This is a genomic window from Actinomycetospora sp. ABD4_176, assembly GCF_056311855.1.
Genome location: NZ_CM149974.1, coordinates 3,521,884 through 3,536,685 on the forward strand (window position 1 = coordinate 3,521,884; position 14,802 = coordinate 3,536,685).

Sequence of the window (14,802 nt, forward strand, 5' to 3'; positions counted from 1 at the left end):
TTGCGGACCCCCGCCCCGATGCGTCACCATCGCAACCGAACGAACATTCGGTACGGAGGTGGGGCGCCGATGACGGTGACCGAGGACGACACCCGCGACCTCGAGGCGGACTTCGAGCGCACCGTCGCCGCCGAGGGCCGCATCGAGCCGCGCGACTGGATGCCCGAGGGCTACCGCAGGACGCTCGTCCGGCAGATCGCCCAGCACGCGCACTCCGAGATCATCGGGATGCAGCCCGAGGGCAACTGGATCCTCCGCGCCCCGAGCCTGCGCCGGAAGGCCATCCTGCTGGCGAAGGTGCAGGACGAGGCCGGCCACGGGCTCTACCTCTACTCGGCCACCGAGACCCTCGGGGTCGACCGTGCCGAGCTCACCGAGAAGCTGATCGACGCGAAGCAGAAGTACTCGTCGATCTTCAACTACCCGACGCTGACGTTCGCCGACATCGGCGTCATCGGCTGGCTCGTCGACGGTGCGGCGATCTGCAACCAGGTCCCGCTGTGCCGCTCGAGCTACGGGCCCTACGCGCGGGCCATGGTGCGCATCTGCAAGGAGGAGTCGTTCCACCAGCGCCAGGGCTTCGAGCTCCTGCGCACGCTGATGGCCGGCACCGACGCCCAGCGCGCGATGGTCCAGGACGCCGTGGACCGCTGGTGGTGGCCGTCGCTGATGATGTTCGGCCCCGCCGACGGCGACTCGCCGAACACCCAGCAGTCGATGGCGTGGCGGATCAAGCGCCACACCAACGACGAGCTGCGCCAGCGCTACGTCGACATGACCGTCCCGCAGGCGGCGGCCCTGGGCGTCACGCTGCCCGACCCGGAGCTGCGCTGGAACCCCGAGCGCCAGGCGCACGACTTCGGGGCGATCGACTGGGACGAGTTCGCGCAGGTGGTCAAGGGTGCCGGGCCGTGCAACGCCCAGCGCCTGGCCAACCGCCGCGCCGCCCACGAGGACGGGCAGTGGGTCCGCGACGCGGCCGCCGCCTACGCCGCGAAGCAGGGGGCGCAGCAGAGGACGAAGCAGGAGGTGCCCGCGGCATGAGCATGGCCGACGACACCACCGCGCACGTCGAGGGCGAGCCGCGGTTCGACGGCTCGACGCCGCCGCGGGCGCACTGGCCGCTCTACGAGGTCTTCGTCCGCGGCAAGCGGGGCCTCAACCACGTGCACGTCGGGTCGCTCCACGCCCCCGACGACACGATGGCCCTGCACAACGCGCGCAACCTCTACACGCGGCGCAACGAGGGCGTGAGCATCTGGGTCGTGCGCGGCGACGCGATCACCGCGTCGAGCCCGGACGAGAAGGACCCGTTCTTCGCGCCGTCCGGCGACAAGGTCTACCGCCACCCCACGTTCTACGAGATCCCCGACGACGTCCCCCACCTCTGATGCACAGCCACGACGAGACCGACGACGAGAACGTCTACGACGCCCTGGCCGGCGCCGACGACGACGGGCGCTGGGCCTTCGGCACCGGGTTCGACGCCGGCCCCACCGCGCTCTCGGCGATCGACGCCCCGGTGCCCGACGGCGTCGACCGCGACGACCTGGCCACCTACTGCCTGATGCTCGCCGACGACGCGCTCGTCGCGTCGCAGCGCCTGTCGGGCTGGACGACGAAGGCCCCGGAGCTCGAGGAGGAGGTCGCGCTCGCGAACATCGCGCTCGACCTGCTCGGGCAGGCCCGCGTGCTGCTCGCGCGCGCCGGGCACCTCGGCGCCGCCGAGTCCTTCCGCAGTGGCCCGCAGGACGACGAGGACGTGCTGGCGTACTTCCGCGACGACCGCGCGTTCCGCAACGTCACCCTCGTCGAGACCGACCTCGGCGACTTCGCGCAGACCGTCGCCTGGATCCTCGTCCTCGCCTCCTGGCGCCTCGCGCTGCTGCAGCGCCTCACCGGCTCGCGCGACCCGGTGCTCGCCGCCGTCGCGGGCAAGGCCGTCAAGGAGCTGACCTACCACCGCGACTACGCCGCCCAGTGGGTGCTGCGCCTCGGTGACGGCACCGCCCTCTCGCACGCGCGGATGCAGGCGGGCCTCGAGGCCGTGTGGCCGTTCGTCGAGGAGCTCTTCACCGCCCACAGCGTCGAGCGCCGCCTCGTCGACGCCGGCGTCGCCGTCGACCCGACCGAGCTGCGCGGGGAGGTCGAGGCCGTCCTCGACCAGGTCCTCCCGGCCGCGACGCTGACGCGCCCCGAGCGCGCCGCCGTCGGCCTCGTCGGCGGGCGCGGGGGCCGCGACGGCGTGCACACCGAGGCGCTGGGCCCCGTGCTCGCGGTGATGCAGTCCCTGGCCCGCGCCCACCCGGAGGCGACGTGGTGACCTCAGCCCTCACGGACGCGCGGACCGCCGCCGAGGCCGTCGTCGACCCCGAGATGCCGATGCTCACGCTCGCCGACCTCGGCGTCCTGCGCGGCGTCGAGACCGGCGCCGACGGCACGGTCGTCGTCACCCTCACCCCGACCTACTCGGGCTGCCCGGCCCTCGACGAGATGCGCGACGACCTGCGGCGCGCCCTGCACGAGGCCGGCCACGCGAAGGTGGAGGTCCGCACGACCTTCAGCCCGCCGTGGTCCACCGACTGGATCTCCGACGACGGCCGCCGCAAGCTCGCCGAGGCCGGCGTCGCCCCGCCCGACCGCCTCGGGCCGCGGCCCGCGGGCGGCCCGGTGCCGCTGACGCTGCACGCGCCGTCGCGCGTCGTCGCCTGCCCGCAGTGCGGCGCCGCGGACACCGAGGAGACCTCGCGCTTCGGCCCCACCGCCTGCACCGCGCTGCGCCGCTGCCGGGTGTGCGGCGAGCCGTTCGAGCACGTCAAGGAGATCTGATGACGGCCGCCACCGAGGACAGGGACACCGAGGACCCCGCCGCCGGCAGCGTCCCCGGCTTCCACCGCCTGCGCGTCGCCGACGTCGAGCGGCTGACCGAGGACGCCGTCGCGGTCACCCTCGACGTCCCCGACCACCTGCGCGACGACTTCGCCTTCCGCGCCGGCCAGTACCTGACGCTGCGCCAGGAGACGCCGGCCGGCGAGGAGCGGCGCTCGTACTCGATCTGCGCCCCGGAGGGTGCCGCGCCGCGGATCGGGGTGCGCCGGGTCGCCGACGGGCTGTTCTCGACGAGGCTCGTGGACCGGCTCGCGGCCGGCGACGCGCTCGAGGTCGGGCCGCCGCAGGGCCGCTTCACCCCCGAGGTCGCGCCCGGCGAGCACCACGTCCTCGTCGCCGCGGGCTCGGGCATCACGCCGGTGCTCTCGATCGCCGCGACCGTGCTCGCCGCGTACCCCGACACCGAGGTCACGCTGCTCTACGGCAACCGCCGCAGCGACACGGTGATGTTCGGCGAGGACCTCGCCGACCTCAAGGACCGCTACGGCCCCCGACTGTCGCTGGTGCACGTGCTCTCGCGCGAGCCCACCGCGGCGGACCTGTTCAACGGCCGCCTCGACGCCGACCGGCTGCGGACCCTGATCGGCGCGCTCGTGCCGGTCGGCGAGGTCGCGCACTGGTGGCTGTGCGGGCCGCTCGGGATGGTCGAGGCGGCGACCGACGTGATCGGCGCCTTCGACGTCCCGCGCCCGCGGATCCACCGCGAGCTGTTCTACGTGGACGAGCCGCCGCCCGAGGTGCACCGCGCCGAGGACGAGGTCGTCGACGACGGCACGGGAGCCACGGTGACGGTCGTGCTCAACGGCCGCGAGAGCGTGCTGACCCTGCCGCGCACGGAGCCGGTGCTCGACGCCGCCCAGCGCACCCGCTCCGACCTGCCCTTCGCCTGCAAGGGCGGGGTCTGCGGCACGTGCCGCGCGCAGGTGAGGGTCGGCGAGGTCCGGATGCGGCGCAACTTCGCGCTCGAGCCCGAGGAGGTCGAGGCCGGGTTCGTGCTGACCTGCCAGGCCCTGCCCGTGTCCGACGAGGTCACGGTCGACTACGACGTGTAGGAGCTCACGGATGAGCATCGTTGCCAGCCACGTCCGCGGCGGGTGGGTCACCCCCGAGGGTGTCGAGGGCCGCCCGATGACCGACGCGGTCACGGGCGAGGAGATCGGCCGCCTGGCCACCGACGGCATCGACATGGCCGCCGTCGCCGACTACGCGCGCCGCACCGGCGGCCCCGCGCTGCGCGCGCTGTCGTTCCACCAGCGCGCGTCGCTGCTCAAGGCCCTCGCCGGGTACCTGCGCGAGCACCGCGACGAGCTCTACGCCGTCTCGACGCGCACGGGCGCGACGCGCGGCGACGCGAAGTTCGACGTCGACGGCGGCATCGGCGTGCTCGGTGTCTACGCGTCGCTCGGCAAGCGGGAGCTGCCCGCGTCGGGCCCGTGGCTCGACGGCGACCTCGCCCCGCTGAGCAAGGGCGGCACGTTCGCCGGGCAGCACGTCTACACGCCGCGCCGTGGGGTCGCGGTCCAGGTCAACGCCTACAACTTCCCCGTCTGGGGCCCGCTGGAGAAGCTCGCCCCGGCGTTCCTCGCCGGCGTCCCGACGATCATCAAGCCGGCGACGCCCACCGCGTTCCTCACCGCCGAGCTCGTGCGGCTGATCGTCGGGTCGGGGCTGCTGCCCGACGGCGCCGTGCAGTTCCTCGCGGGCTCGACCGGCGACCTGTTCGACCACCTCGGCGAGCAGGACCTCGTCTCCTTCACCGGCTCGGCGTCCACGGCGCGGCAGCTGCGCACCCACCCGGTGCTCGCGGCGCGCGCGGTGCGGTTCACCGCCGAGGCCGACTCGCTGAACTGCTCGATCCTCGGTCCGGACGCGACGCCGGGGACACCGGAGTTCGACCTGTACGTCGGCCAGCTCGTCACCGAGATGACGGTCAAGGCGGGGCAGAAGTGCACGGCGATCCGGCGGGCGTTCGTGCCGTCGGCGCAGGTCGACGCGGTGGTCGAGGCGGTGCGGGAGAAGCTGGCCGCCGTGGTCGTCGGGGACCCCGCGGACCCGCAGGTGACCATGGGCGCGCTCGCGGGGCTGGAGCAGCGCGAGGAGGTGCGCCGCTCGCTGAAGTCGCTGACCGACGCCGCCGAGGTGGTCTTCGGCGACCCCGAGCACGTCGAGGTCCGCGGCGCCGACGCCGAGCGGGGCGCGTTCCTGTCGCCGGTGCTGCTGCGCGGGTCGGCGGACAGCGCCGCGGTGCACGAGGTGGAGGCGTTCGGGCCGGTGGCGACGGTGCTGCCGTACTCGTCGACCGCCGAGGTCGTCGAGCTCGCCGCGCGCGGGCAGGGCTCGCTGGCGGGCTCGGTGGTCACCGCCGACCCGGAGTTCGCCCGCGATGTCGTGCTGGGCGCGGCGCCGTGGCACGGGCGGCTGCTCGTCCTCGACCGCGCCGACGCGAAGGAGTCGACCGGGCACGGCTCGCCGATGCCACAGCTCGTGCACGGCGGGCCGGGGCGCGCCGGCGGCGGCGAGGAGATGGGCGGGCTGCGCGGCGTCGCCCACCACATGGCGCGCACCGCGGTGCAGGGCAGCCCGGACATGCTCTCGGCGATCACCGGACGCTGGGTCCGGGGCAGCGCGCGCACCGTCACCGACGAGCACCCGTTCCGCAAGCACCTCGAGGACCTGCGCCCCGGCGACACCGTCGTCGGCGGCCCGCGGCGGGTCACCGAGGCCGATGTCGAGCACTTCGCCGAGTTCACCGGCGACACGTTCTACGCCCACCTCGACGCCGAGGCCGCGGCCGCCAACCCGTTCTTCGGCGAGCGCGTCGCCCACGGCTACCTCGTGGTGTCGTTCGCCGCGGGCCTGTTCGTCGACCCGGCGCCGGGCCCGGTGCTCGCGAACTTCGGCGTCGACAATCTGCGCTTCCTGACGCCGGTGCGCTTCGACGACGAGCTGACGATCACGCTGACCGCCAAGCAGCTCTCCCCCCGCGCCTCCGCGGCGTACGGGGAGGTGCGGTGGGATGCCGAGGTGGTCAACGCGAACGGCGAGCCCGTGGCCAAGTACGACGTGCTGACGCTGGTGGCGAAGCGCTCCGAGGGCTCCGATGCCTGACGTCGCGGCGTCCGTCCGGCGCATGTGGGACGACGACGGCGCCTCGCGCAAGCTCGGGATGGAGCTGCACGAGGCGGCCGACGGGCGGGCGCGCCTGTCGATGCCAGTGACCGACGAGATGGTCAACGGCCACGGCATGTGCCACGGCGGCTACCTGTTCCTGCTCGCCGACTCCGCGTTCGCGTGCGCCTGCAACTCGCCGGGTCCGGTGACGGTGGCGGCCGCGGCCGACATCGTCTTCGTGGCCTCGGCGATGACCGGCGACGTCCTCGAGGCCGTCGCGACCGAGCGGGTCGCCTTCGGCCGCAGCGGCGTCTACGACGTGACCGTGACGCGGCCCCGCGACGGGCAGGTCATCGCGGAGTTCCGCGGCCGGAGCCGGACGTTGCGGAGCAGCTAGCGCCCGGATCGTCACCATCTGTCACGAGGAGCCCGATCTGCGGTCGTCCTCCTGACGTCGTGGTGTCCACCGACGCCACGGTGGGTCATCATCGCTGCCGTGGGCATCGGGCACTGGTTGACGACGATCCCGCCGCTGGCGGTGTACCTCACCGTCCTCGGCGTGGTCGGGATCGAGAGCTTCGGCATCCCCCTGCCCGGCGAGATCGTGCTCGTGAGCGCGACGCTGATGGCGACGCGTCCGGAGCTCGCGGTCTCGGCGGTGTGGGTGGCGGTGTGCGCGCTGGTCGGCGCGGTCGTCGGCGACTCGATCGGCTTCGCCGTGGGCCGGCGCTACGGCATCGGGCTGCTCGCGGCGGCGGGACGGCGGTTCCCGAAGCACTTCGGCCCGGCGCACGTCGCCCTCGCCGAGCGGGCGTTCGACCGCTGGGGCGTGCTGACGGTGATCGTCGGGCGGTTCGTCGCGATCCTCCGCATCCTCGCCGGACCGCTGGCCGGCGCGCTGCGCATGCCCTACCGGAAGTTCATGCCGGCGAACGTCGTCGGCGGGGTGCTCTGGACCTTCGGCACCACGGCCCTGGTCTACGCGCTCGGCGTGGCGGCCGAGACCTGGCTCAAGCGCTTCTCCTGGGCGGGTTTGGCGGTGGCGCTGGTCGTGGGCCTGGTCGTCGGGTTCCTCGTCAAGAAGCGGGTGATCGGGCTGCTCACCGCCCCGGAGGAGGGTGCGGCGACGTCGTGAGCGGGTAGGCCTCGAACCCCACCCGCCCCGAGGAGGTCTCCGTGGCCGACACCCCGTTCCCCGACTTCGACCACGCCACGGTCGAGACGGTCAAGCACCGCATCCGCTCGCTCGACCGCGACGAGGTGGCCGGACTGCTCGACCACGAGCGCGAGCACTCGTCGCGCATGCCGGTGATCGAGGTGCTGCGCACCCGCCTCGCCGAGCTCGACGCCGGCGCCGAGCCCTCCGGCGGCGACCAGTCGGAGGCACGCGAGGGCGCCACGTCCCACGGCTCGCCGGTCTCCCCCGACGGCGCCGCCCAGCCCGGCCCGCCCGACCGCCACGGCCTCCGCCAGGTGACCTGGGGCGGCTGACCATGTGAGCAGTTACCGGCCCTATAGGGCCGGTAACTGCTCACATGGCTACCGCGCGAAGCCCCGGCTGATGACGAGGCGCTGGATCTGGTTGGTGCCCTCGAAGATCTGCATGATCTTGGCCTCGCGCATGTAGCGCTCCACCGGGAAGTCGCGGGTGTAGCCGTAGCCGCCGAACACCTGCACCGCGTCGGTGGTCACCCGCATGGCGTTGTCGGTGGCGACGAGCTTCGCCGCGCTCGCCTGCCGCGAGTAGGGCCGGCCGAGGTCGCGCCGGCGCGCGGCGTCGAGGTAGGTGGCGCGCGCCGAGTCGACGGCGGCGGCCATGTCGGCGAGCACGAAGCCCAGACCCTGGTGGTCGACGATCTTCTTCCCGAACGTCGTCCGCTCGTTCGCGTACGCGACCGCCGCGTCCAGCGCGCCCTGCGCCAGACCGACCGCGCAGGCCGCGATACCGAGGCGCCCGGAGTCGAGCGCGGAGAACGCGATCTCCAGACCCTGGCCCTCGCGGCCGATCAGCCGGTCGGCGTCGAGGACCGCGCCGTCCCAGTTCGCCGTCGTCGTCGGGACCGCGTGCAGCCCCATCTTCTCCTCGGGCCTCCCCCAGGTCAGGCCCTCGGCCTGCCCGGGCGCGAGGAAGCACGACACGCCGCGGGAGCCCTCGCCGGTGCGGGCGAACAGGGCGTAGAAGTCGGCGCGGCCGCCGTGGGTGATCCACGCCTTGGTGCCGGTGATGCGGTATCCGGCCTCGGTCTTCTCCGCCTTGCACCGCAGCGCCGCGGCGTCGGACCCGGCCTGCGGCTCCGAGAGCGAGTAACCGCCGATCTGCGTGCCGCCGAGCATCTCGGGCAGTCGCTGCTTCTGCTCCTCGGTCCCGAACGTGAACAGCGGGAAGCACGACAGCGAGTGCACGCTCGTCGCGACGGCGACCGCCGCCCACCGGGCCGCGAGCTCCTCGAGCACCTGCAGGTAGACCTCGTACGGCTGCCCTCCCCCGCCGACCTCCTCGGGGTAGGGCAGGCCGAGCAGCCCGGCCTCACCGAGGGTCGAGAACAGGCCCTCGGGGTAGGTCTCCGCCCGCTCGTGCTCCTCGACCCGGGTCGCGAGCTCCTTGTCGGCGATGTCCCGGGTCAGCTCCAGCAGGTCCTCGGCCTCCTGGGTGGGCAGCAACCGGTCGACGGCCATCGGGCACACGCTCCTATCGGTACTGACGACGGTCCTAGAGTACCGCTGAGAGGAGCGCTAGGGTAGGGCCATGGCCGCCCCGAGCCCCGCGCGCCGCGGCGCCGCGCGCCACTCGGAGCTCTTCGACGCGCTGGTCGACCTGCTGCTGGCCGAGGGCTTCGCGCACCTCACCCTCGACGACGTCGCGGCCCGCCTGCGCTGCTCGAAGCGCACCCTCTACGCGCTCGCCGGGTCGAAGGAGCAGCTGGTCCGCGCGGCCGTCGTGCGCTTCTTCGCGCGCGCCACCGAGCGCGTCGAGGCCGCCGTCGCCGCGTGCGCCGCGCCCGCCGACCGCGTCGCGGCCTACCTGCGCGCCGTCGCCGCCGAGCTCGCGCCCGCCTCGGCGCGCTTCGTCGACGACATGGCGGCCTTCCCGCCCGCCGCCGAGGTCTACGCGCGCAACACCACCGCCGCCGCCCGGCGGGTCGGTGAGCTCATCGACGAGGGCGTCACGGCCGGCGACTTCCGCGACGTGCCGGTGTCCTTCGCCGCCGAGATGGTGACCGCGACGATGCTGGCGATCCAGCAGCGCCGCGTCGCCGACGCCACCGGGCTCGCCGACGCCGAGGCCTACGAGGCCCTGGCGACGCTGCTGCTGCACGGGCTGGCGCGCGACCCCGTCAGACCGCCTCGACCTTCGGCAGGATGTCGTTCCTGATCCGCTTGAGGTCGTCGAGGGTCTTCGACACCGGGACGTCGGTGAACGGCGGCCAGATCAACGGCATGGTCAGCCCGGCCTCCCGGTAGGCCTTGAGCCGGTCGGTGAGCTGCTTCTCGGTGCCGACCAGCAGGTTCGACGCGACACCGCCCGCGGTGCTCTGGTCGGTCTCCTCCTCGGTGATGACCGTCCAGATCATGCTGCAGATCTCGAGGTCCTTCGACCGCTTGGGGCTGCCGATCTCCTCGAACTGCTCGTCGATCGCGGTGAGCCACTTCGCGAGGCCCTCCGGCGAGTCCTGGATGCCGATCCAGCCGTCGAGGTCGTACGTGGTGATGCGCTTCGCCGAGCGCAGCGGGTCCTTGAGGCCGCTCATGAACATCGGCGGCCGCGGCTGCTGGAGCGGCTTGGCGCCGAAGCCGCAGCGCTCGAAGTCGGCGAACTCGCCGTGGTACTCGAAGAGGTCGTTGCCCCAGATGCCCTGGAGGACCTCGATCGTCTCGCGGACGTGCTTGTGCCGCTTCGGGAAGATGTTCGCGGCGCTCGCGGCGGCGAACTCCTCGGGCATCCAGCCCGCCCCGAGGCCGACGTTGAGGCGCCCGCCCGAGAGGTGGTCGATGGTGGCCAGCTCCGCGGCCAGCACGCCAAGCGCGCGGAACGGCGCGTCGATGATGCTCTGCCCGATGCGGACCTTCGACGTCCGCGCGGCGAGCCACGGGAGCAGCGGATAGCCCTGGAACCACTGGCCGCGCGCCTGGACCGGCAGGGCGTGGGGCAGCCCGTCCATCATGCCGAAGGTGTGCTGGAGCTCCTCGCGGTCCGACGCCTCCGGGACCACGATCCGGTCGAGCGTCCACACGGAGTCGAAGTCGAGCTCCTCGGCGAGGTCCGTGAGGTCCTCGAGCTCCTTGATCGTCACCTCGGTACGGAAGTTCGGCAGGTAGAGAGCGAGCTTCATGGTGAACGGCCTCCTCGCCGGGTGTGAGCCAGGTCATCCACGCTTCCGCACCTCCGACGCCCGCCGCGAGGAGGTCGTGCACCATCGACCTGACGTCGTCACCGCGCCGCGACGGGGCTCGGGAAAATCTCGGCCGGACCTGTCGATCGGGCCCGCGGCCGTTCGTGGAGGGGTGCGCGGGCACGGTGCCCGCGCAGCGGACCGAGGAGGACCCGGTGGCCCACTACCTGCTCAGCGTCATCACGCCCGCCGAGGGCGAGCCGCCGTCGGACACCGAGATGCAGGAGATCATGGGGCGCGTCGCCCAGCTCCAGCAGGACATGCAGTCCGCCGGCGTCTGGGTCTTCTCCGGCGGCCTCGAGGCGCCCGACACCGCGACGGTCCTGTCCCGCAGCGGCGACGACGTGCTGGTCACCGACGGCCCGTTCGTCGAGCTCAAGGAGTACGTCGGCGGCCTGACGATCATCGACGCCCCGGACCTCGACGCCGCCCTGCACTGGGGCAGGCGCTCCACCGAGGCGGTCGGCCTGCCCATCGAGGTGCGGCCGTTCCACTGGGCGCCGTGAGCGATGGCCCCGTGACCGGCACCCCGTCCTCGGCGGCGATCACCAGCATCGTCGCCGAGGAGTACGGGCGCTTGGTGGCGACGCTGACCCGCGTCCTCGGCGACATCGACCTCGCCGAGGACGCGGTGCAGGACGCGCTCACCGTGGCGCTGACCCGCTGGCCCGCCGACGGCGTCCCGCCCAACCCGGGCGGCTGGCTCGTGACCACCGCGCGGCGCCGCGCGCTCGACCGCCTGCGCCGCGACGCGGTCGGCCGCGACAAGGAGGCCCGCGCGGCCCGCGAGGAGCCCCCGCCGGACGAGGACGACCCCGACGATCCCGATGATCGCGAGGAGGGACCGGTGCGAGACGACCGCCTCCGCATGGTCTTCACCTGCTGCCACCCCGCGCTGGCCCTGCCCGCGCGGGTGGCGCTGACGCTGCGGCTGCTCGGCGGCCTGGAGACCGCGGAGATCGCCCGCGCCTTCCTCGTCGGCGAGGCCACCATGGCCCAGCGGATCGTCCGCGCGAAGAACAAGATCCGGGCCGCGCGCATCCCCTACCGCGTGCCGCACGACGCGGACCTGCCGGACCGCCTGCCGGGCGTGCTCGCCGTCGTCTACCTCGTCTTCACCGAGGGGCACGCGACCGCCACCCGCGAGGACCTCGCCGCCGAGGCGATCCGGCTGGGCCGGCTGCTCGCCGAGCTGATGCCCGACGAGCCCGAGGTGCTGGGCCTGCTCGCGCTCATGCTGCTCACCGAGGCGCGCCGCCCCGCGCGCCGGGCGGCGGACGGGTCGCGGGTGCTGCTCGCCGACCAGGACCGGACGCGCTGGGACGCCGACCTCGTCGCCGAGGGCCTCGACCTCGTCCGCCGCTGCCTGCGGCGCCACCGTCCCGGGCCCTACCAGCTCCAGGCGGCGATCAACGCCGTCCACGCCTCGGCGCCCGACACGGCCGCCACCGACTGGACCCAGATCCTCGCCCTCCACGACCAGCTGCTCGCCGTCGCGCCGAGCCCGACCGTCGCCCTCAACCGCGCGGTGGCCGTCGCCGAGACCGCGGGGCCGGCCGCGGCGCTGGCCATCGTCGACCAGCTCGCCGAGCGCCTCGACCGCTACCACCTGCTGCACGCCGTGCGCGCCGACCTCCTGCGCCGGCTCGGCCGCGACGACGCGGCGCGCGCCGCCCTCGACGCCGCCCTCGCCCGCACCGACGACCCCGACGACCGGGCGCTGCTGACGGCGCGACGCGACGGTCGGTGAGCCCTCGTCCGCACCGTCGGTGAGGGCAGGATGGGGCCATGAGCGCCGAGCCACCGGAGATGCGGATCGGTGACCGCGAGCGACGGGCCACCGACGACCGCCTGCGCGCCGCCCTCGACGACGGGGTGCTCACGCTCGTGGAGTACGACGAGCGCACGCAGCAGTGCTGGGCGGCGCGCACGCAGCGCGAGCTCGACGTCCTGGTCGCCGACCTGCCGCCGGGGACGGCGACCGCGAGCCCGGCGACGCCGGCGACGACGGAGGACCGCCCGGCCCCGGTGGCGCACACGCCCTTCCACGAGCGGGTGGGCAGGGCGATCGTGCCGATCGTGCTCGCCGGCGTCGCGCTGTTCGTCGGCGGCAACCTCGTCACCGCCGACGACGGCGCCGCGGTCTTCGGCAACCGCACCGTGCAGGTCACCCAGGGCGCCGGCGAGGTGGAGGTCGCGACCCTGTTCGGGCGGACCGAGGTCGTCGTGCCGCCGGGCACCGTCGCCCGCACCAGCGGGGCGATGATCTTCGGGAGCACGCGCTGCGAGGCGGCCTGCCAGTCGCCGCCGAACGGGATGACGCTGCCCGAGGTCCTCGTCGAGGCCAATGGCGCCTTCGGCTCGGTGGAGGTCGTGACCCCGGCCGAGGCGGCCCGGGGTGATGGGCGACCGGGACGACGATGACGACGACGACTGACGCTCACCGTCGGTGACGGCTGGCCAGCACAGAGAAATTCCTGCTCGACGCGGAACATCCGGGTCCGCCCGCACCGTCAGAGGTTCGAACGCCCCCACACCGGGCACCGATCCTCACCGAGAGCGAGCACACCATGAGCACCGACACCACCGCCGGGGACCGCTACTTCGCCGCCGACGGCACCGTCTACAACGCCGACGGCTCCGTGGCCGGCAGCTACCACGTCGACGCCCAGGGCAACGTCGACGCCGTGGCCACCGACGAGGACGGCAACGGCGCGGTCGACACGCTCATCGCCGACACCGACCACAACGGCTCCTTCGAGACCGGTGTCGTGGACACCGACGGCGACGGCTACGGCGAGACCGTCGTGGTCGACACCGACGGCGACGGCGACTTCGACAGCGCCGCGGTCGACACCGACGCCGACGGCACCTACGAGACCACCGCCACCGACCCCGACGGCTTCTGATCCGTACGTGAGCACTTTCCGGGCCTATAGGCCCGGAAAGTGCTCACATGCGTTCCTGGACCAGCCGCGCCTGGAGCGCGGACCTCCTCGTCGAGCGGGGGCACCGGGCCGGCGACGCGTAGGGCCGGCGCGACCTCGGTGATCGCGAGCGGGCGCACCGGCGAGGGCGGGGCCCCGAGCTCGGCGCGCCAGGCCGCGAGCTGCTCCGACGAGCTCGCGTAGACGATCGGCCCGAGCCCGACCCAGGCGTGGGCCGCCGCGCACATCGGGCAGTGCTCGCCGGACGTGTAGACCGTGCTCGCCGCCCGCTCCTCCGGCGTCATCGCCCCGGCCGACCAGCGGGCGATCGCGAGCTCGGGGTGCTGCGTCGCGTCCCCGCCCGCGACGCGGTTGCGGTCGGCGAAGCGCACGTCCCCGCCCGGCCCCACCAGCACCGAGCCGAACGGCTCGTCGCCGGCCTCGAGCGCCTCCCGCGCGAGGTCGACGCCGTGGCGCAGGTGGGCGAGGTCGTCGTCGCTGAACGTCGGTGGCACACCGGGCACCGTGCCACGCCACGCCCGGCTCAGCGCCGGTGGCCGAGCTCCGCGGCGAGCGCCTCGGGCGGATCGTGCAGCTCGACGCGGGCCTCCCGCGCCAGGCACCGGATGCGCAGCCGCCCGAGCACGCGGGCCAGGCCGGCGTCGCACCCGTCGAGCCCCGAGAGGTCGATGACGAGCTCGGTGCCGGCCTGGCGCTCGACATCGGCGGCCAGGGCGCGCAGGCGCTCGCGGCCGGTGCGGTCGAAACGCCCGCGCAGGGCCAGGGCCACGCAGCCCGGGCCGTAGCGGCGGATGCCGACCGCGGCCCGCCGGTTGCCGGTGGCAGCGGGCTCGGCGTGGGCGACGGCCTCGGCCACCGCCCGACGCCGCCGATCGGCGAGGTCGGCGGGGACGTCGACATCGATGTCGGTGTCGATGTCGATGTCGGTGTCGACGTCGTGGATGGGGGTGGTGGTGCGGGCCGGCGCCTCGGTGTCGATGGTCATCGGGCCTCCCTCGGACGGCCACGGAGACACCGTTCCGGGGGAACGGTGTGCATCGCGCGTCGCGGCGTGGAGGTCTCAACCGCCGACTCGGTCATCCGGAGTTTACCCACGGCAACGCCATGAGCACGAGCCGTGCGCACGGCGTTCACCGCTCCGCCCCCGGTCCGTGCCGGTCACGCAGGCCGTCGACCTCGGCGAGCAGGCGCACGAGCTCCCGGCGCAGAGCCAGGATCCGGGTGCTGCCGTGACCGGCCGGACGCTGCTGTTCGACCTTCAGGGCGTCGAGGATGGCGAAGGCCCGCTCGAAGCGCGGGTCGACGGCCGCGTCGACGTGGGCGCGCCATGCGGCGGTGTCGGAGGAGGGACGGGATCGCTCGGTCATCGGGCGGCTCCGGGGGACGGTGCGCGCCGCCGGCGCGCACACGGGTGAGTGCGCACCGCCCCGGGCTCGAGCGGTCGGGTCGAGGGATCGTCGGGT

At 74.0% G+C, this 14,802-nt stretch carries 19 protein-coding genes; 14 read left to right on the forward strand and 5 right to left on the reverse strand.

All coding sequences use genetic code 11. From position 1 onward, the window contains the following. Window positions 1-69: 69 nt before the first annotated feature. The 9 genes from paaA (at window position 70) to ACYX4T_RS17105 (ending at window position 7,491) form a co-directional block, all read left to right on the forward strand. A complete protein-coding gene (gene paaA / locus ACYX4T_RS17065; protein ID WP_476010490.1) occupies window positions 70-1,044 on the forward strand; it encodes a 1,2-phenylacetyl-CoA epoxidase subunit PaaA in 975 nt (324 codons plus the stop codon). Continuing rightward, window positions 1,041-1,391 carry a 1,2-phenylacetyl-CoA epoxidase subunit PaaB gene (paaB, locus tag ACYX4T_RS17070; RefSeq protein WP_476010491.1) on the forward strand — a complete coding sequence of 117 codons (351 nt, stop codon included), beginning with the start codon at window positions 1,041-1,043 and terminating at the stop codon, window positions 1,389-1,391. Before paaA ends, paaB begins: the two co-directional genes overlap by 4 nt. Then, complete coding sequence (gene paaC / locus ACYX4T_RS17075; protein WP_476010492.1) at window positions 1,391-2,323, forward strand: 1,2-phenylacetyl-CoA epoxidase subunit PaaC; 933 nt, start codon at window positions 1,391-1,393, stop codon at window positions 2,321-2,323. Before paaB ends, paaC begins: the two co-directional genes overlap by 1 nt. Beyond that, window positions 2,320-2,829 (forward strand): 1,2-phenylacetyl-CoA epoxidase subunit PaaD, encoded by a 510-nt coding sequence (paaD, locus tag ACYX4T_RS17080; protein ID WP_476010493.1) that lies wholly within the window; start codon window positions 2,320-2,322, stop codon window positions 2,827-2,829. Before paaC ends, paaD begins: the two co-directional genes overlap by 4 nt. Then, window positions 2,829-3,941, forward strand: a complete 1,113-nt coding sequence (gene paaE, locus ACYX4T_RS17085) for a 1,2-phenylacetyl-CoA epoxidase subunit PaaE (protein ID WP_476010494.1) — start codon at window positions 2,829-2,831, stop codon at window positions 3,939-3,941. The genes paaD and paaE overlap by 1 nt, the downstream gene beginning before the upstream one ends. 10 nt (window positions 3,942-3,951) lie before the next feature. Next, a complete protein-coding gene (gene paaZ / locus ACYX4T_RS17090; RefSeq protein WP_476010495.1) occupies window positions 3,952-5,997 on the forward strand; it encodes a phenylacetic acid degradation bifunctional protein PaaZ in 2,046 nt (681 codons plus the stop codon). Continuing rightward, complete coding sequence (gene paaI / locus ACYX4T_RS17095) at window positions 5,990-6,397, forward strand: hydroxyphenylacetyl-CoA thioesterase PaaI (RefSeq protein ID WP_476010496.1); 408 nt, start codon at window positions 5,990-5,992, stop codon at window positions 6,395-6,397. The genes paaZ and paaI overlap by 8 nt, the downstream gene beginning before the upstream one ends. Before the next feature lie 99 nt (window positions 6,398-6,496). Then, complete coding sequence (locus ACYX4T_RS17100) at window positions 6,497-7,135, forward strand: DedA family protein (protein WP_476010497.1); 639 nt, start codon at window positions 6,497-6,499, stop codon at window positions 7,133-7,135. A gap of 41 nt (window positions 7,136-7,176) precedes the next feature. After that, a complete protein-coding gene (locus ACYX4T_RS17105; protein ID WP_476010498.1) occupies window positions 7,177-7,491 on the forward strand; it encodes a DUF8129 domain-containing protein in 315 nt (104 codons plus the stop codon). Window positions 7,492-7,539: 48 nt separating this feature from the next. Here the strand turns inward: ACYX4T_RS17105 and ACYX4T_RS17110 are convergent, their stop codons facing one another. Then, window positions 7,540-8,676 (reverse strand): acyl-CoA dehydrogenase family protein, encoded by a 1,137-nt coding sequence (locus ACYX4T_RS17110; protein WP_476010499.1) that lies wholly within the window; start codon window positions 8,674-8,676, stop codon window positions 7,540-7,542. Between the two features lie 70 nt (window positions 8,677-8,746). Here ACYX4T_RS17110 and ACYX4T_RS17115 point away from each other — a divergent pair, with 70 nt between their 5' ends. After that, a complete protein-coding gene (locus tag ACYX4T_RS17115) occupies window positions 8,747-9,373 on the forward strand; it encodes a TetR/AcrR family transcriptional regulator (RefSeq protein WP_476010500.1) in 627 nt (208 codons plus the stop codon). Here the strand turns inward: ACYX4T_RS17115 and ACYX4T_RS17120 are convergent. After that, window positions 9,336-10,331, reverse strand: a complete 996-nt coding sequence (locus ACYX4T_RS17120; RefSeq protein ID WP_476010501.1) for an LLM class flavin-dependent oxidoreductase — start codon at window positions 10,329-10,331, stop codon at window positions 9,336-9,338. The genes ACYX4T_RS17115 and ACYX4T_RS17120 overlap by 38 nt on opposite strands. A 185-nt stretch (window positions 10,332-10,516) precedes the next feature. Here ACYX4T_RS17120 and ACYX4T_RS17125 point away from each other — a divergent pair, with 185 nt between their 5' ends. The 4 genes from ACYX4T_RS17125 (at window position 10,517) to ACYX4T_RS17140 (ending at window position 13,300) form a co-directional block, all read left to right on the forward strand. Beyond that, the gene (locus ACYX4T_RS17125; RefSeq protein ID WP_476010502.1) at window positions 10,517-10,897 is read left to right on the forward strand and encodes a YciI family protein; all 381 of its coding nucleotides are present in this window, start codon (window positions 10,517-10,519) and stop codon (window positions 10,895-10,897) included. Further along, window positions 10,894-12,141, forward strand: a complete 1,248-nt coding sequence (locus tag ACYX4T_RS17130) for an RNA polymerase sigma factor (protein ID WP_476010503.1) — start codon at window positions 10,894-10,896, stop codon at window positions 12,139-12,141. Before ACYX4T_RS17125 ends, ACYX4T_RS17130 begins: the two co-directional genes overlap by 4 nt. Before the next feature lie 38 nt (window positions 12,142-12,179). Next, window positions 12,180-12,815, forward strand: a complete 636-nt coding sequence (locus ACYX4T_RS17135; protein ID WP_476010504.1) for a DUF1707 SHOCT-like domain-containing protein — start codon at window positions 12,180-12,182, stop codon at window positions 12,813-12,815. 146 nt (window positions 12,816-12,961) lie between these two features. Beyond that, window positions 12,962-13,300: a hypothetical protein gene (locus tag ACYX4T_RS17140; RefSeq protein WP_476010505.1), complete on the forward strand. Its 339-nt coding sequence runs from the start codon at window positions 12,962-12,964 to the stop codon at window positions 13,298-13,300. On the opposite strand, the gene ACYX4T_RS17145 is transcribed toward ACYX4T_RS17140, so the two are convergent. The 3 genes from ACYX4T_RS17145 to ACYX4T_RS17155 form a co-directional block, all read right to left on the reverse strand. After that, the gene (locus tag ACYX4T_RS17145) at window positions 13,264-13,833 is read right to left on the reverse strand and encodes a nucleoside deaminase (protein WP_476010506.1); all 570 of its coding nucleotides are present in this window, start codon (window positions 13,831-13,833) and stop codon (window positions 13,264-13,266) included. The two genes, ACYX4T_RS17140 and ACYX4T_RS17145, sit on opposite strands and share 37 nt — an antisense overlap. A gap of 29 nt (window positions 13,834-13,862) precedes the next feature. Further along, the gene (locus ACYX4T_RS17150) at window positions 13,863-14,324 is read right to left on the reverse strand and encodes an STAS domain-containing protein (RefSeq protein WP_476010507.1); all 462 of its coding nucleotides are present in this window, start codon (window positions 14,322-14,324) and stop codon (window positions 13,863-13,865) included. 145 nt (window positions 14,325-14,469) lie between these two features. Next, window positions 14,470-14,706, reverse strand: coding sequence for a hypothetical protein (locus ACYX4T_RS17155; RefSeq protein ID WP_476010508.1), 237 nt, complete (start codon window positions 14,704-14,706; stop codon window positions 14,470-14,472). Window positions 14,707-14,802: the final 96 nt, after the last annotated feature.

What these genes read in the sequence shown, in the direction of transcription:
- paaA (WP_476010490.1), top strand. Translation starts at nt 70, where the DNA reads ATGACGGTGACCGAGGACGACACCCGCGACCTCGAGGCGGACTTCGAG.
- paaB (WP_476010491.1), top strand. Translation starts at nt 1,041, where the DNA reads ATGAGCATGGCCGACGACACCACCGCGCACGTCGAGGGCGAGCCGCGG.
- paaC (WP_476010492.1), top strand. Translation starts at nt 1,391, where the DNA reads ATGCACAGCCACGACGAGACCGACGACGAGAACGTCTACGACGCCCTG.
- paaE (WP_476010494.1), top strand. Translation starts at nt 2,829, where the DNA reads ATGACGGCCGCCACCGAGGACAGGGACACCGAGGACCCCGCCGCCGGC.
- paaZ (WP_476010495.1), top strand. Translation starts at nt 3,952, where the DNA reads ATGAGCATCGTTGCCAGCCACGTCCGCGGCGGGTGGGTCACCCCCGAG.
- paaI (WP_476010496.1), top strand. Translation starts at nt 5,990, where the DNA reads ATGCCTGACGTCGCGGCGTCCGTCCGGCGCATGTGGGACGACGACGGC.
- ACYX4T_RS17110 (WP_476010499.1), bottom strand. Translation starts at nt 8,676, where the DNA reads ATGGCCGTCGACCGGTTGCTGCCCACCCAGGAGGCCGAGGACCTGCTG.
- ACYX4T_RS17115 (WP_476010500.1), top strand. Translation starts at nt 8,747, where the DNA reads ATGGCCGCCCCGAGCCCCGCGCGCCGCGGCGCCGCGCGCCACTCGGAG.
- ACYX4T_RS17120 (WP_476010501.1), bottom strand. Translation starts at nt 10,331, where the DNA reads ATGAAGCTCGCTCTCTACCTGCCGAACTTCCGTACCGAGGTGACGATC.
- ACYX4T_RS17135 (WP_476010504.1), top strand. Translation starts at nt 12,180, where the DNA reads ATGAGCGCCGAGCCACCGGAGATGCGGATCGGTGACCGCGAGCGACGG.
- ACYX4T_RS17140 (WP_476010505.1), top strand. Translation starts at nt 12,962, where the DNA reads ATGAGCACCGACACCACCGCCGGGGACCGCTACTTCGCCGCCGACGGC.
- ACYX4T_RS17150 (WP_476010507.1), bottom strand. Translation starts at nt 14,324, where the DNA reads ATGACCATCGACACCGAGGCGCCGGCCCGCACCACCACCCCCATCCAC.
- ACYX4T_RS17155 (WP_476010508.1), bottom strand. Translation starts at nt 14,706, where the DNA reads ATGACCGAGCGATCCCGTCCCTCCTCCGACACCGCCGCATGGCGCGCC.